We start from the raw sequence: 16,993 nt of genomic DNA, 5'->3' as shown, positions 1-16,993 counted from the left end.
ATGGCTGAGACTGCTCATTCCGGGAACGCCGAGAACAACGCCCCGTCCCCCGAGGGGGACGTCCCCGCCAAAAAGACCGACCTGACGGTCCCCGAGATGCGCGAGTGGCTGCGCAACTGGGTGGGCCGGGCCGTCGGCAAGTCACCGGACGACATCGACGAGTCGGTGCCGATGGTCGAGCTCGGCCTGTCGTCGCGCGACGCCGTCGCGATGGCCGCCGACATCGAAGACATGACCGGTGTGACGCTGTCGGTCGCGGTGGCCTTCCAGCATCCGACCATCGAGTCGCTGGCCACCCGGATCATCGAGGGCGAGCCGGAGCTCGACACCTCCGGCGACGACGTCTTGGACTGGACGCGCAAGGGCCCGGCCGAGCGAGTCGACATCGCGATCGTGGGCCTGTCGACCCGGTTGCCCGGCGACATGAACACCCCCGACGAGACGTGGCAGGCCCTGATGGAGGGCCGCGACGCCATTACCGATCTGCCGGAGGGCCGGTGGGCGGAGTTCCTCGAAGAGCCGCGGCTGGCCGAGCGGATGGCCAAGGCCCGCACCCGCGGCGGCTACCTCAAGGACATCAAGGGTTTCGACTCCGAGTTCTTCGCGGTGGCCAAGACCGAGGCCGACAACATCGACCCGCAGCAGCGGATGGCGCTGGAGCTGACCTGGGAGGCGCTCGAGCACGCCCGCATCCCGGCGTCGAGCCTGCGCGGCGGATCCGTCGGCGTGTACGTCGGGGTCTCCAACAACGACTACAGCTTCCTGGCGGTGTCCGACCCGACCGTCGCGCACCCCTACGCCATCACCGGCACCGCGACGTCGATCATCGCCAACCGGGTCTCGTACTTCTACGACTTCCGCGGCCCGTCCGTGGCCGTCGACACCGCCTGCTCGAGTTCGCTGGTGGCCGCCCACCAAGCGGTCCAGGCGCTGCGCAACGGCGAGTGCGACGTGGCGGTCGCCGGCGGGGTCAATGCGCTGATCACGCCGGTCGTCACGCTCGGTTTCGACGAGATCGGTCAGGTGCTCTCGCCCGACGGCCGGATCAAGTCGTTCTCCTCCGATGCCGACGGCTACACCCGCTCCGAGGGCGGCGGCATGCTGGTGCTCAAGCGGGTGGACGACGCCCGCCGCGACGGCGACCAGATCCTCGCCGTGATCGCGGGCAGCGCGGTCAACCACGACGGCCGGTCCAACGGCCTGATCGCCCCCAACCAGGACGCGCAGGCCGACGTGCTGCGCCGGGCCTATAAGGACGCCGGCATCGATCCCCGCAACGTCGACTACATCGAGGCGCACGGCACCGGCACCGTCCTCGGCGACCCGATCGAGGCCGAGGCGCTGGGCCGCGTCGTCGGCCGGGGCCGTCCCGCGGACCGCCCGGCGCTGTTGGGCGCGGTGAAAACCAATGTGGGCCACCTGGAGTCGGCGGCCGGCGCGGCCAGCATGGCCAAGGTGGTGCTGGCGCTGCAACACGACAAGCTGCCGCCGTCGATCAACTTCGCCGGCCCCAGCCCCTACATCGACTTCGACGCGATGCGCCTGAAGGTGGTCGACGAGGCCACCGACTGGCCGCGGTACGGCGGCTACGCCCTGGCCGGGGTGTCCAGCTTCGGCTTCGGTGGCGCCAACGCCCACCTGGTGGTGCGCGAGGTCTTGCCCCGCGACGTCGTGGAAAAAGAGGAGCGCGAGCCCGAGCCGGCGCCCGAAGCGCAGGCGGCCTCGGAAACCGCCGTGGGGGCACCTCCCGCTGGCGGGGGAGCCCCCACCATGGAAAGCCACGCGCTGCGATTCGACGACTTCGGCAACATCATCCCGGATGTCGAGGCGCCCGACGAGGACGCGTACGAGCTGCCGGGCATCACCGACGAGGCGCTGCGGCTCAAGGAGATCGCGCTGGAGGAGCTCGCGGCGCGGGAGGCCGCCGAGCCGACCAAACCCCTGATCCCGCTCGCGGTGTCGGCGTTCCTGACCTCGCGCAAGAAGGCCGCGGCCGCCGAGCTGGCGGACTGGCTGGAAAGCCCGGAGGGTCGGGCGTCGTCGCTGGAATCTGTCGGTCGCGCGCTGTCGCGGCGCAACCACGGCCGCTCGCGTGCGGTGGTGCTGGCGCACGACCACGAAGAGGCCATCAAGGGTCTGCGCGCGGTCGCCGAGGGCAAGCAGCGGCCGGGCGTGTTCAGCGTCGACGGGCCGGTGACCAACGGGCCGGTCTGGGCGATGGCCGGCTTCGGCGCGCAGCACCGCAAGATGGGGAAGAACCTCTACCTGCGCAACGAGGTCTTCGCGGAGTGGATCGAAAAGGTCGACGCGCTGATCCAGGATGAGCGCGGTTACTCGGTGCTCGAGCTGATCCTGGACGACTCGCACGAGTACGGCATCGAGACGTCCAATGTGGTCATCTTCGCGATCCAGATCGCGCTCGGCGAGCTGCTCAAGCACCACGGCGCCAAGCCCGCCGCGGTGATCGGGCAGTCCCTCGGTGAACCCGCGTCCGCCTACTTCGCCGGCGGGCTGTCGCTGGCCGACGCCGCCCGGGTCATCGCGTCGCGCTCGCACCTGATGGGTGAGGGCGAGGCGATGCTGTTCGGCGAGTACATCCGATTCATGGCGCTCGTCGAGTGCTCCGCCGACGAGCTCAAGACGGTGTTCGCCGACTTCCCGGGCCTGGAGGTGTGCGTCTACGCCGCGCCCAGCCAGACCGTCATCGGCGGCCCGCCCGAACAGATCGACGCCATCGTCGCCCGGGCCGAGGCCGAGGGCCGCTTCGCCCGCAAGCTGCAGACCAAGGGCGCCGGCCACACCTCGCAGATGGACCCGCTGCTCGGCGAGTTCTCCGCGGAGTTGCAGGGCATCGAGCCGATGACGCCCACCGTGGGGATCTTCTCGACGGTGCACGAGGGTACCTACATCAAGCCCGACGGCGAGCCGATCCACGACGTCGCCTACTGGGTCAAGGGGATGCGGCACTCGGTGTACTTCACGCACGGCGTCCGCAACGCCGTGGACAGCGGGTACACCACCTTCCTCGAGCTGGCGCCCAACCCGGTGGCGCTGATGCAGATCGGCCTGACCACCGCCGCGGCGGGGTTGCACGACGCACAGCTGATCCCGACGCTGGCCAAGAAGCAGGACGACGTCGAGGCGATGATCGCGGCCATGGCCCAGCTCTACGTCCACGGCCACGACCTGGACATCTGGACGCTGTTCAGCCGGGCGTCCGGTCCCGAGGACTACGCCAACATTCCGCCGACCCGGTTCAAGCGCAAGGAGCACTGGCTGGACGTGCACTTCGCGCACGGCAGCAGCTCGGTGCTGATGCCGGGCAACCACGTCGCGCTGCCGGACGGCCGCCACGTCTGGGAGTACAACCCCCGGGGCCGGACGGACCTGCCCGCGTTGGTGAAAGCCGCTGCGGCCGAGGTGCTTCCGGATGCGCAGCTGGCCGCGGCCGAGCAGCGCGCGGTGCCCGGCGAGGGCGCCCGGCTGGTGACGACGCTGACCCGGCACCCGGGCGGCGCCTCGGTGCAGGTGCACTCCCGCATCGACGAGTCCTTCACGCTGGTGTACGACGCGCTGGTGACCCGCGCCGGTGAAGGCGGTGTCGCCTTGCCGGCCGCGGTCGGCGCGGGCGCGGCGATCACGGCTGCGTCCAACGGGGCACCCGTCGCGCCCGAGGAATCCGGCCCCGAGGCCGACGCCGAAACCCTGACGGACAGCCTGACCAACCGGTATTTCTCGGCCAGCATGGGCAAGTGGTCGCCCGACTCGGGCGAGACGGTCGCCGAGCGCCTGGGGCTGATCGTCGGCTCGGCCATGGGTTACGAGCCGGAGGACCTGCCGTGGGAGGTGCCGCTGATCGAGCTCGGCCTGGATTCGCTGATGGCGGTGCGCATCAAGAACCGCGTCGAGTACGACTTCGACCTGCCGCCAATCCAATTGACGGCCGTTCGAGACGCCAACCTCTACAACATCGAGGAGCTGATCAAATACGCGGTCGAGCACCGCGACGAGGTCGAGCAGCTGCACGAGTACCAGCAGACGCACTCGCCCGAGGAGATCGCCAAGGCCCAGGCGCAGTTGATGAGCGGCGCCTCGCCCGACACGGTCGCCGCGCCCGCGCCCGACCCGCAAGCGGAGCCGGAGACCCAGGCGCCGGCGCCGTCGGCCTCGGACGTGCCGATCCCGCCGCCGCCCACCGACCCGTCCGGGCCGAAGGCGAACGGCGGGCAGCCCGCACCCAACTTGGCCGGCGCCGCACAGGCGCTCAGCTCCGAGGCGGTCAGCAAGGCGCTCAACTCCGACGTGCCGCCGCGCGACGCCGCCGAACGCGTCACGTTCGCGACGTGGGCGATCGTCACCGGCAAGTCCCCGGGCGGCATCTTCAACCCGCTGCCCAAGCTGGATGACGCGCAGGCCGAGAAGATGGCGCAGCGCCTCTCCGAGCGGGCCGAAGGTCCGATCACCGCCGAGGACGTGCTGACATCGGAGAACATCGAAGCGCTGGCCGAAAAGGTGCGCACCTACCTCGAGGCCGGTGAACTCGACGGGTTCGTCCGCACCATCCGGGCGCCGCAAAACGATTCGCAGGTACCGGTTTTCGTGTTCCACCCGGCCGGCGGTTCGACGGTGGTCTACGAGCCACTGCTCAAGCGGCTGCCGCCGGACACCCCGATGTACGGGCTTGAGCGCGTCGAGGGCACCGTGCAGGAACGGGCCGCCCAGTACGTGCCCAAACTGCTGGAGATCAACGGGGACAAGCCGTTCATCCTGGTCGGCTGGTCGCTGGGTGGCGCGTTGGCCTACGCCTGCGCGATCGGGCTCAAGCGGATGGGCGCCAACGTGGCGTTCGTCGGCATGATCGACACGGTCCGGGCCGGCGAGGAGATCCCGCAGACCAGGGAAGAGACCCGCAAGCGGTGGGACCGGTACGCGAGATTCGCCGAACGCACCTTCAACGTCGAGATTCCCGCGATCCCCTACGAGCAGCTCGAGGAACTCGACGACGAGGGCCAGGTCAAGTTCGTGCTGGAGATCGTCCAGCAGAGCGGCGTGCAGGTCCCGGGCGGGATCATCGAGCACCAGCGCACGTCCTACCTGGACAACCGCGCCTTGGAGACGGTCCAGATCGAGCCGTACGACGGCCACGTCACGCTCTACATGGCCGATCGCTACCATGACGACGTCATCGAGTTCGAGCCGCGGTATGCCATTCGCCAGCCGGATGGCGGCTGGGGCGAGTACGTGTCCGACCTCGAGGTCGTGCCGATCGGCGGCGAGCACATCCAGGCCATCGACGAGCCGATCATCGCCAAGGTCGGCGCGCACATGACCGAGGCGCTGGAGAACATCGAGGCGGGGAGCCGCCGGAAGAGTGAGGTGGGCAAGTAGTGACCGGTGCGGAACCTTCTCGCGCTCACACGACAGCCGAAAAGCTGGCCGAGCTCCATGTTCGCATGGAGCTGGCCAAGGAGCCCGGCGGTGAGAAGGCCGTCGCCAAGCGCGACAAGAAGGGCATCCCCAGTGCCCGGGCCCGCATCCACGCACTGGTCGACCCCGGCACCTTCCTCGAGGTCGGCGCGCTGGCCAAGACGCCGAACGACCCCAACGCGCTCTACGGCGACGGGTGCGTCACCGGACACGCCACGATCGACGGCCGGCCCGTCGGGGTGTTCTCCCACGACCAGACGGTGTTCCAGGGCACCGTCGGCGAGATGTTCGGCCGCAAGGTCGCGCGGCTGATGGAATGGTGCGCGATGATCGGCTGCCCGATCATCGGCATCCAGGATTCCGGTGGAGCGCGCATCCAGGACGCGGTCACCTCGTTGGCGTGGTACGCCGAGCTGGGCCGCCGCCACGAGGCGCTGTCGGGTCTGGTGCCGCAGATCTCGCTCATCTTCGGCAAGTGCGCCGGGGGAGCGGTGTATTCGCCGATCCAGGACGACCTGCTGGTCTCAGTGCGCGACCAGGGCTACTTCTTCGTGACCGGTCCCGACGTGATCCGGGAGGTCACCGGCGAGGAGGTCACCCTGGACGAGCTCGGCGGCTCCGACGCGCAGGCCCGCTACGGCAACATCCATCAGGTGGTGGATTCTGAGGCCGAGGCATTCCAGTACGTACGGGACTTCCTGTCGTTCCTGCCCTCGAACTGCTTCGACAAGCCGCCGATCGTCAACCCCGGGTTGGAGCCCGAGATTACGCCCACCGATCTGGAGCTCGACTCGATCGTGCCGGACTCCGACAACATGGCCTACGACATGCACGAGATCCTGCTGCGCATCTTCGACGACGGGGACTTCCTCGAGGTCGCCGCGCAACACGGCCCGGCCATCATCACCGGATACGCCCGCGTCGACGGACACCCCGTGGGTGTGATCGCCAACCAGCCCATGCATCTGTCCGGGTCGATCGACAACGAGGCCTCGGACAAGGCGGCGCGGTTCATCCGGTTCTGCGACGCGTTCAACATCCCGCTGGTCTTCGTGGTGGACACCCCGGGGTTCCTGCCGGGCGCCGAGGAGGAGAAGCGCGGCATCATCAAGCGCGGCGGGCGGTTCCTCTACTCGGTCGTGGAGGCCGACGTGCCGAAGGTGACGATCACCGTGCGCAAGTCCTACGGCGGCGCCTACGCCGTGATGGGCTCCCGGCAGCTGACCGCGGACTTCAACTTCGCCTGGCCGACCGCGCGCATCGCGGTGATCGGCGCCGAGGGGGCCGCGCAGCTGCTGATGAAGCGGTTCCCCGACCCGACGACGCCCGAGGCCCAGCAGATCAAGAAGGACTTCATCGAGGGTTACAACCTCAACATGGCGATCCCGTGGACGGCCGCCGAGCGTGGCTTCATCGACGCGGTCATCGATCCGCACGACACCCGGCTGCTGCTGCGTAAGTCTATGAAGTTGTTGCGGGACAAGCAGTTATGGTTCCGGACGGCGCGAAAGCACGGGCTGATCCCGGTCTAGGTTCTTCCGCGAGAGTCGCGCTAGCCCGTCAGCGCGCCGTCGACGAGTTCGTCGAACCGCTCCAGCGCCTCGTCGGACTCGGCGTCGATGCCGCGCAACGCACCCCGATCCGCGAGGTACCGCTGCGCATGCAACCGCGCGACCAGCGCCTTGCGCTCACCCCCGCGCGTCTGGCGCTCCCAGGCGGCCTGCTCGGCGAGCAACGCCGCGGCGTACACGTCGCCCATGAATTGAGCCAGCGGGAACAGCCGCGCCTCCGCCATGTCGCGATCCAGCTTGGACCACGCCGTGATGGCCGCGTCGAGGTCCTCGATCCGCCCGGCGACCAGCCGGGTCGTGTCGTCGTCGTCCGACACCGACACCGCGTCGCGCAGCCGCGCCAACAACGCGTCGTGCGCGCGGGTCTGCTCGATGCCGCGCCGCACATCCAGGCAGAGGATGTTGTCCGGCCCCTCCCAGATGGTGTTCACCTGCGCGTCGCGCAACAGCCGGGCCACCGGCCAGCTCTCGACATAGCCGTTGCCGCCATGGATTTCGATCGCGTCGGACGCGGCGGTGATGCCGAGCCGGCAGGCCTTGAGCTTGGTGACCGGCACGGCGATGCGTTGCCGCATGCCGCGGGGCTGGCGGTGGTTGGTGGCGCCGGTGCCGTCGAAAACCATTGCCTGCGCGGCTTCCACGTCGACGATCATCTCGGCGAGTTTGCGCCGCATCAGCGGCTTGTCGATCAGCGCGCCGCCGAACGCGTGCCGCCGCCGGGCGTAGCACAGCGACTCGACCAGGGCGCGACGCGCGTTGCCGAGCCCGAACAAGGCGATACCGAGGCGCGCGGCGTTGGTCAGCTCCATCATCCGGCCCAAGCCCTTGCCGTCCGACGGGCCCGCCTCGCCGCTGGGCTCCCCAGACAGCAGAAACGCTTCCGCATCAACGAATTCCACCTCGCCGGAGGCCACCGAGCGGGTGCCGAGCTTGTCCTTGAGGCGGCGCACCCGCACCCCGTTGCGTGTCCCGTCGCGGCGGGTGCGCAGCACCAGGAAGTTGGCGACGCCGCGTGTCGAGTCGGGCGCGCCCTCCGGCTTGGCCAGTACGACGAAGGCCTCACCGGCGCAGTTGGAGGCAAACCACTTGAATCCGTTGAGGATCCAGGTGTCCCCGGCGCGGGTCGCCGTCGTCTCCAGCGCGCCCAGGTCCGAGCCGCCGGTGCGTTCGGTTAACAGTTGCGCCGTCTCCCCGGCCCACTCGCCGGAGGCGAACTTGGCCAGCACGTGCTCGCGCACGTCGGCCGGCGCGTAGGCGGCCACCAGCGAGGTGACCATGCCGCCGCCGGTGCCCAGCGCGCAGCCCATCCCGATGTCGGCCTGGTTGAGCAGGTAGTTCGACGCGAACAGGCCCAGTCCCGAGCTCACCTTGGCGGCGCGGGCGTCGGTGCGCAGCGCCTGCTGGGCGTCCAGGACCGCGCGTTTGGACTCGGCGAAGGAGGCCGGCATGACCACCTGGCTGACGTCGTGCCCCCACCGGTCGTAGCGTTCCAGCCGGGGCGGGTTGTGGTCGGTCTCCTCCGCCCATCGCGCGACCGGGCCGCCCATCAGCTCGCCCATGCGCACCAGATGCGGCTCCACGACGGTCAGTTCCTCCGGCTGCAGGTAGTACGCCATGGTGAACTGCAGGGTGGGGTCGGTGAGGTACCAGTTGAGGCCGACGGCCCCCCGGTAGTTCTCGGTCCGGTAGCGCTGCGCCTTCTCTTCGGTGGAGAAGGGCAGCCTGTCTACCGCCTCTGCGGCATAGTCGCTCATGGTTGAGACGCTACGCGTTGGTGAGGAAAACCAGACGGACCCTGCCGATTTGGATTTCGTCGCCGTTGGCCAGCACCGCCGAATCGACAGGCTGTCGGTTGACGTAGGTCTGATTCATGCTGCCCACATCGACGATGCGGAATTGGCCGCCGACGCTTCGGAATTCGGCGTGCCGGCGGCTGACGGTGATGTCGTCGAGATAGATGTCGCTGTCGGGATGGCGGCCCGCGGAAACCACTTCTGCGCTCAGGTCAAAGCGGGAACCGGCGTTGGGGCCGCGCTCGACCACAAGCAATGCCGAGCCCGGTCGCAACGCCGAGGTGTGCTCGATCGCGGCGTCGGCGGCGGTCGCCGGGGCTTCGAGCTCGGCGGGCATGGCGCTGCCGATGGCGCCGGTGCGGTCCTGGAAGTCTTCGCGCCGGGTTGGCCGGTGCGGCGTGGACCCCGTGTCGCTCACGCGGCTCGCGACACGTCCGGCTTGACCGCCGCCGCCCGTGACGTCGGGCTCGCCGGCGCCGGCGCCCAACCGACGTAGGTCAGGTACAGGCCGATCAGGGCGAAGACGACACACAGCGTGATCCACCAGCCCTGGGCGCCGATCATGTCGTTGGCCAACGTGGCGAAGAACCTGGGAAAGGCCACCAGCAGCAACCCGCGCAGCACGATCAGCCAGCCGAGCAGCGAAACGGTGACCGCCGCGGCGCCGCGCCAGTTTTGATGCGCCGCGACGATGCTCAGGCCGAGCAGCAAGATGAAGGCACCGGTCACGAAGGTCCACATCGAATTCGCCTCGAACTGCGACAGCAGCGACTGCATGTCGGAGGCGCGCGCCACCGCAGTCACGTCGACGACGACGAGGAAGGGGCCGAGCACGCGGCAGAAAAAGCGTGTCGACGATTGGGAAGCGTTCATTGCCGTACCTTTCATCCGACGCCGGTCACGCGGCGACCCCTTTATCGGAGCACTCGACCGCGGCGTCGAGATAGGGACTTAAGGCACTGCCCTCTCCCAAAGGGGCGTTATACCGGTGCGACGAACTCCGATGTGTAGAACTCCGCCGGATTCTGCGAGTTAGCGTTGGGGCGCTCGATAATCACCCAAACCCCGGTCGTGCCGGGCCGAATGGTGTCCTGCACGGTGGCTGTCCCAGTGCCCGCCGCATCGGTATCCATGCCGGAGAAAGCGGTGCCGGGGTCACCCGGCCCGCAGGTGCCCGACGACGGCCGGGGCATCTGGATCAGCCCGACCTCGAAGTGGGTGCCGGGCTCAGGTTCGTCGTACAGGTGCACCTCGGCGACCGCTTTCGATCCGGTGGTACGGATCACCGCCGAGCCGGTGCCCAGCATCGGGCTAGGCACCTTCGGGGCTACGCCGACGCGGCTGAAATCGCAGCGCCGCAAATAGTTGTCCAGCACCACTGTGGTGCCGCCTTCGGCGTGGGCCTTGACGCCGAACGTGATCGCCCAGGTGATTGCCACCGCAATCAGCGCCGCACATGTTCGGATCCGTCTCAGCGTGTACATGGTCCCCACCCGTTTCTCCCCGTGTGAACTGGATCACAGCGGTTAGGTATTAACCCGAATGTGGGACCGTCAAACCAATTTGCCGCAATTACTTAATCGTTAATTTGTGCGGTTATTGGGCGGCTGACTAATTGCGAAGAAAGGCGTTATAAAGCCTTACGGTTTAATGCGGATGGGCCCCGGAGACCACCAACCGCCGCGGGTCGCGGTGCCCAGCTCGAGCTGTGCGGGATGGGCATCGGCGATGGTGTCGAATTTGCGCAGTGATCCCCAGTCTCGGCCCCAGTCGTGCGACAGGTAGGTCGACATCACATGGGCCCGCAGCAGCAGATCGGTGATGCCGAGCAGGCCGCCGTTGACGCCGTCCTGCCACGTGTCGGTGTCCTGCTTTTTGGCGTTGTAGTCCGGGGTGATGCGGAACCTCGGGATCTCGGTGACGCCGTTGACATGCAGCATCGGCTGCTGGCAGGGGAAGGCCAGCCCTACCGCCCAGTCCATCAGCACCGGCTGCGTCGAGCCGACGTACTCCTGCAACGAGCGCAGTTCCGGCACCCGCGGCGGGGTGACCGCGATCCAGTCGTCCGGCGTCAGGGACAGGTCCTCGGCGACCAGTCGCACGGCGACGGCGTCGGCGGGGATCTGGGACCGCGCGAAGCGCAGGTTGCGCCACACCTTGGGTTGCTCACCGTGGAGGTCGTAGGGCACCAGCCTGCCGCCCGGCTGTACGGATCCGCCGGGACCGGGCGTGCCGAATTCCAGCTCGACCGTCTGGCCGCTGGTGTGGTGGTGCAAGATGCTGTTGCCGGCGATGGTGCCCGCCGCGGTGACGACTACCAGCGGGTGGCCGTCATCCGCCTTCGGCAGCTGATACCACGCAGAGGTGATCCGGCTCTGCCGTTGCGCCCCGGTCGTGTAGCTGCCGGCCAGCGGAACCTGAGCGGGATTCAGGCCGTACGGCAGCGGCACCGTCGATCCGTTGACGCCGGGCGCCGTCAGCTTGAGCGGCGCGTCCCAGTCGTAGTCGGTGCCCGGCTGCGGCACCGAGGTCTCCTTGACCGATTCGGCCAGCGTGCGGTCCGGCACGCCGTTGGGGGTGAACCCGGTGGGGTTGACCCCACCCAGCGGGCCCAGCGGTCCGTAACCGCCGGGCAGGGGCGCCATGAAACCGGCGTTGCTGTCCGGCTCGACGAGCACGTCGTCGGCCAGGCCGCAGCCGCCACTGAACTCGCGTAGGTTGTCCCAGGCATTGGAGTAGGTGGGGTATTGACGCACGATGCCGGCCACCATCGACGCCACGAACACCAGCGCCATGAAGCCGGCCGCCAACGGGATCGGCGCGACCGTCAGCGCTCGCGCGAGCCGGCCCTCGCCATGGCTGGTGTCAGCGAAGTGCAACCATGCCGCGTACACCGCGGCGATCACGAACAGCGCGAAAAATATTGTGCTGATCGAGATTCCGCCGACCTTGGGCATGCTGCTGTTGAACGGCACGCCATAGCTGGAGACGTACCACCAGCCGTTGGTGGTGGCGAAGCACAGCGCCATGATGAACAGCACCGCCGCGAGGAACGCCATGCGGTTGCGCGACCAGCGCAGCACCTTCGGCGACACCAGCACCGTCGTCAGCGCGGCCATCGCCGCCCCCACCGCGGCGAACAGCCCGAAGTGGTGCACCCACTTGGTGGGGGTGAACATCAGGAAGAACATGGTGCCGAAGATGACGCCCATCAGGCGCCACGCCGGTCCGCGAGCCACGCCCGGAACCCGTTTGCGCCGCAACATGATGAACACGGCGGTGAACAGGCACAGCGCGGTGATCAGGAATCCGAAGCGGCGCGAGAGCGAACCGTCGACGGTGGGCAGAATCAGGTAGTAGTAGCGCAGGTTTTCGGTGTACCAGGCCTGACTCGGCCCGATGTCGGTCCGAATCCTGGTGGCTTCCAACACCGTTGACAGCGTCTGGTCCGCGAACACCACGGTCAGGATGACGGTGCCGGCGGCCAGCATGGGTGCCACCAGCGGCAAGGTGCCGACCAGTCGATGCCGGCGGACCAGAATGCGTAGGATCGGACGTCCACCGGCGACCAGCGCGGCCACGGCGATCAATCCGGTGGGTTGGACGCCGAGGGTGAACGCCGCGGTGATGACCGCCAGCGCGGCGGGCGTCAGCCGGCTGTAGCGCATGGAGCGCTCGATGAGCACATACGTGATCAGCGAACCGACGGCGATGATCGGTTCCGGGCGCAGGCCGTTGTCGAACGGCATCCACGCTGTCAGCAGGACCATTCCCGCCGCCCAATTCGCCGCCTTGCTGCCGGCGACCGCGGGCCCCAGGCGGGGCAGCACCTCACGCGAAAGTAGCAGCCAGCACACGATTCCCGCGATCAGGTCCGGCAGCCGCATCCACAGGCTGGCGTCGCTGACGTGGGTCATCAACGCCAGCAGGTTGTAATACCAGCCGAACGGGTCCTCCGGGCTGCCGAACCAGCGGAAGTAGTTCGACATGTAGCCGGCGTGGTCGGCGACCCGGGCCATGCCCAGGATGTAGCCGTCGTCGGATGAGTTGGCCCCGATCACGTGCCACAGCAGGAACCCGAAGATGACCGTGACGTCGGCCAGGGTGAAGGTGCGCCAGTTCTTCGGGATGAGCCGGCGCATCCGGTGACCGTCCAGCTGGTCGAGGCGCCACAACGCGATCAGCGCGACGATCGTGGCCACGATGGCGAGCACCATCGCGGTCAGCTTCAAAGTCGTTGGGGTGGTGGAGAACCGGGTGTCGATGGTGGCCGACAGTTTGAGACCCGGCGGCGCGGGGCCGGTGAGATCGGTGAACACCCCGACGATCTGCGGCCGCAGGTTCGGGTCGGGGAAACCGCCGCCGATCGGCCTGCCGGCCGAATCACTGAGTCCGACGAAGGTGGCGTATGCGCCGGCTTTTGTCGAGGTGATCTCGATGCGCTGACATTGCGGCCCCGCCACCTGGTCGCGGGGCGCGCTGGCTATCACCACATTGCGGTCGGTGACGTCGACGCGCTTGGCGTTGACGACGACGAACAACGCGTTCAGCGCGGCGTCCTTGCCCTTCTTGGGCGCCGTGCTCAGGACCGCCCCACCTTCGGGCGGCAGGGAGCCCACCACCGAGCAGGGCACGGTTGCCGTCACGTCCACCGGCGTCAGCGAAATCAACGGAGCCGTCACGCTGTTCAGTTGGCCGCCCTGCGGCCAGTTGAGGGTGGCGGTGGTCTGCACGACGGGCAGCAACGGCGTCGCGACCGACAGGACGAAGCCGATCAGCCCGGCGATCGTCGCGACCCAGCGCGCCGCTCGCACGTCTTGACGGGCGGTCACCGTGCCTTCGCGGTTGTTCACGGTCGTGACGCTCATGGCAGTGCCCGAATCGGTCCCTGCCGGCTCCAGCCGTGCACTGTCATCACACCCTGTTCGATTGCGGCGTCGGGCGCCTGATCAGCCGGCACCAGCCGGAAGTACTGCTCCACGGAGCCCCAGTCGCGATACCAGTCGCCGCGAAGATACGTCGAGACCGTCGAGGTGCGCAGCATCGCCTGAGTGACCAGGAACGGGCCGCCGGCCTCGCTGGCCTGCCACCCGTTCGACGACGACGCCGTCTGCTTGTGATCGGGCAGGATGCGGTACTGCGGAAGTTCGGCCACGCCAAGGTGTTCGGAGAACGGGTGCTGGCACGGGAAGTTCGCGGCGGTCGCGATGTCCATCAGCACGGGCGTGCGCGACCCGATCAGCTGCTGCAGGGTTTGCAGCACCGGCACCCGCGGCGGCGTGAACGCGAACCACTGATCCGAGCTCAGGTTCGGGTCGTAGGCGACGATGCGCGCCACGTTGGCCTCGGGCGGCGCCCACGTCAGCGGGAATCGCAGGTTGCGCCACGCCGGCTCGGGGCCGATGTCGATCGGCTGCACCTCGGCCAGCGGCTGGGTGGTGCCGTCGGGGCGGGTCACTCCCCACTGCAATTTCAGCGATTGCCCGTAGGTGAAGGTGCCGTCCTCCTTGTACGACCAGATCGCGCCGGACGCCGACACCACGACGATCGGCCGGTCCGGGGTCCGCGGAGGCAGCTGGTACCACGCCGACGTCGCCGTGGCGGCCAGGGAATTCTCGCCGTAGCTGCCCATCACCGGGGTGCGGGCCGGGTCGAGGCCGAACGGCAGCGCCGCGTGGGAGCCGTTGACGCCGGCGGCGCCCTTCCCGCCGGCCGTGCCCGCCGAGTCGCTCATCGCGGCGTTGGGCTTGTTGGGGGACGCGTCCGAATTCACCACGCCGGGCTTGGTCACCACTGGGTAGGACCTCAGGTCATCGCCCACGCCGTCGGGCTTGAAGCCGACCGGGTTGACCCCGCCGAGCGGGCCGTCGGGGCCGAAGGTCTGTCCGGGCGCCGGCGCCAGCAGGCCGGCGTTGGGGTCGGGTTCGGTCAGCACATCGTCGGCCATGGCGCAGCTGGCCGGTGAGAGCCCCGAGACCAGCGCGGCGAGGTTGGCCTTGCCGGTGGTGTAGAGCGGATAGCGGAACACGGCGCCCTTGGTCAGTGAGGCGACTTCGCCGACCACCATGATGCTCGCGACCACCAGCAGCGGGGTCGACGCCAGCACCCGGTTGCGCCGGTTGTCCTGGACTTCGGTGTGACCGGCGTAGTCCATGCGGAAGTGCTGCCACGCGGCCAGCAACCCGGTGAGGATCGACAGCGCCAGGAACATCGTCGTCACCGGGTGGCTCGCGATCACCGGCTGGATGTCGTACCACGGCACCCCGTAGTTGCCGACGTAGAACCAGCCATTGACCCCCGAGGTCGCCACCGCCACCACGAACAGCAACGCGGTGACGTACAGCGTCAGGTTGCGGCGGTTGTGCAGGCCGATCCGCGAAAGCGCGAACGCGGTGACCGCGCCCAGCGCCCCGGCCAGTCCGGCGAAGGCGCCGAACTGGACCGCCCACTTCGTCGGCGTGAACGTCAGGAGCAGCAGGCCGATGGCGGTGGTGCCGATCAGCCGCCAGGCCGGGCCGCTGGCCACGCCGGGCACCCGCCCCCGCCGCAGCAGGATGACCAACATCCCGAACAGGCACAGCAGCAACACCAGCACCGCGAATCGCCTCGCCATGGACCCATCGGGGTTGGACTCCACCGTGAGGAAGTAGTAGCGCAGCCAGTCCTGGTACCACGCGATCGTCGGCCCGACCTTGTACTTGATGCGCGCCGACTCGGCGACGTTGGCAAGAGTCTGACCGTGGAACACCACGACGGTGATCAGCGACAGCGACGCCGCCAGCACCGCCAGCGGCGCGAGCAACCCGTCGGTCGCCCGGCGGCGCCGGATGGTCCGGGCGATGGCCCGCGAACCGGTCAGCAGCGCGGCGACGGCGATCAGGCCCTGCGGCGCCAGCGTCACGGTGAGCATCGCGACGAAGATGGCGACCGCGGCCGGCGCCAGGCGTTGCAGCGCGATCGCCCGCTCCACCAGCATCCAGGTGACCAGCACGCCCAAGGCGATCAGCGGCTCGGGCCGCAGCCCGTTGTTGAACGGCAGCCAGGCGGCCAGGAACACCGCGCCCGCGGTGAACACCGCCACCCGGTTGGCGGCCAGGCCCCCCTTGCCGGGGCCCAGCCTGCGCAGGACCCAGTGGCTGATGACCAGCCAGCACGCGACTCCGGCCAGCGTGGCGGGCAGCCGCATCCACACCCCGGCGGTGCTCACCGACGCCAGCTTGGACAAGACCCCGAGGTACCAGTCGAACGGCGCGTCCGTCGTACCGAAATAGCGGTAGTAATCGACGATGTAGCCGGCCTTCGCCGAGACGCGCGCGATGGTCAGGTTGTAGCCGTCGTCCGACGAGGTGGCGCCGATGACATGCCAGACCAACAGCGTCGCGATCACCCCGACATCGGCGATCCAGGTTGCCAGCCCGACGCGGCGCCAGGAACTCCACCGCGCCCGGGGGCGGTAGCGGGAGAGCCACGCGATCGGTGACCGCCAGTTGACCAGCGTGCCGCCGCCGCGGCTGCGCCGGTCCAGTGCGGCGAGCGCGATAACGGCGGTCAGCACGGCCAGGGCACCGACGGCCATCGCGAGCTGCTTGAGGGCGGTCGGGGCGGTGATGAAACGGGTGTCGATGTCGATGCGGGCCGACAGCCCCGGCTGGGCCGGCACCTTCAGGTCCGTGAAGATGCCGCCGACCTGCGGCTTTTTCTCCGAGGGCAGGGTTCCCGAGGCGCCAGGCATGCCCACGAAGTCGGCACCAACCGCGCCGGCGTTGGCCCAGGCGTGCAGCGCACTGCAGGCCCCGCCGGCGACCGCCGCCCGCGGCGCGGCCGCGGCCACGGTGTCGCGGAACGCGACGACCACCAGGTCCTTGTCGGCCCGCACGAACAGCCCGTCCTTGCCGGCATCGACGCCGCCGGCGGGCAGGGTCGAGACCACCAGGCCGCCGCCGGCGGGCAGGGTCGCGATCGCCGCGCACGGAATGGAGATGTCGAGCGCGCGGGGCGCCCCGGAGACCAGGGGTGCGGTGATCTGGGTGACGTGCCCGTCCGCGACGCCCTGCGGCCACAGCACCGTCGCGGTGGTCTGCTTGACCGGAAGCAACGGGACGAGCGCGCACAACAGCAGTCCGACGATGCCAGCGACGGCCGCCACGAACCGCGGGATCCGCTGCGATCGCTGATAACCGTCGTGGGGCACGAGGCTCGATC

The 16,993-nt window shown here is 69.0% G+C and carries 8 protein-coding genes; 2 read left to right on the top strand and 6 right to left on the bottom strand.

Features of this window, described 5'->3' with window-relative positions; genetic code table 11:
• Both pks13 and A5695_RS17695 read left to right on the top strand, forming a co-directional pair.
• Positions 1-5,388: a polyketide synthase Pks13 gene (gene pks13, locus A5695_RS17700; RefSeq protein WP_068084779.1), complete on the top strand. Its 5,388-nt coding sequence runs from the start codon at positions 1-3 to the stop codon at positions 5,386-5,388.
• Between the two features lie 65 nt (positions 5,389-5,453).
• The gene (locus A5695_RS17695) at positions 5,454-6,959 is read left to right on the top strand and encodes an acyl-CoA carboxylase subunit beta (RefSeq protein ID WP_231974887.1); all 1,506 of its coding nucleotides are present in this window, start codon (positions 5,454-5,456) and stop codon (positions 6,957-6,959) included.
• 20 nt (positions 6,960-6,979) lie between these two features.
• Here A5695_RS17695 and A5695_RS17690 read toward each other — a convergent pair whose 3' ends face one another.
• The 6 genes from A5695_RS17690 to A5695_RS17665 form a co-directional block, all read right to left on the bottom strand.
• Positions 6,980-8,752: an acyl-CoA dehydrogenase family protein gene (locus tag A5695_RS17690; RefSeq protein WP_068084772.1), complete on the bottom strand. Its 1,773-nt coding sequence runs from the start codon at positions 8,750-8,752 to the stop codon at positions 6,980-6,982.
• 10 nt (positions 8,753-8,762) lie between these two features.
• Positions 8,763-9,140: an FHA domain-containing protein gene (locus A5695_RS17685; protein ID WP_369830206.1), complete on the bottom strand. Its 378-nt coding sequence runs from the start codon at positions 9,138-9,140 to the stop codon at positions 8,763-8,765.
• Between the two features lie 65 nt (positions 9,141-9,205).
• Complete coding sequence (locus A5695_RS17680; protein WP_068084766.1) at positions 9,206-9,664, bottom strand: hypothetical protein; 459 nt, start codon at positions 9,662-9,664, stop codon at positions 9,206-9,208.
• 107 nt (positions 9,665-9,771) lie between these two features.
• Positions 9,772-10,275, bottom strand: coding sequence for a hypothetical protein (locus tag A5695_RS17675; RefSeq protein WP_068084761.1), 504 nt, complete (start codon positions 10,273-10,275; stop codon positions 9,772-9,774).
• 156 nt (positions 10,276-10,431) lie between these two features.
• Positions 10,432-13,659, bottom strand: a complete 3,228-nt coding sequence (locus A5695_RS17670) for an arabinosyltransferase domain-containing protein (RefSeq protein ID WP_068084758.1) — start codon at positions 13,657-13,659, stop codon at positions 10,432-10,434.
• Positions 13,656-16,982, bottom strand: a complete 3,327-nt coding sequence (locus A5695_RS17665) for an arabinosyltransferase domain-containing protein (RefSeq protein WP_068084755.1) — start codon at positions 16,980-16,982, stop codon at positions 13,656-13,658. The genes A5695_RS17670 and A5695_RS17665 overlap by 4 nt, the downstream gene beginning before the upstream one ends.
• Positions 16,983-16,993: the final 11 nt, after the last annotated feature.

The organism is Mycobacterium sp. E1747 (assembly GCF_001667775.1).
In the GTDB taxonomy this organism is placed as follows: Bacteria; Actinomycetota; Actinomycetes; order Mycobacteriales; family Mycobacteriaceae; genus Mycobacterium.
Note: the sequence above shows the minus strand (reverse complement) of the source record. Positions and strands in the feature narration are given on the sequence as shown.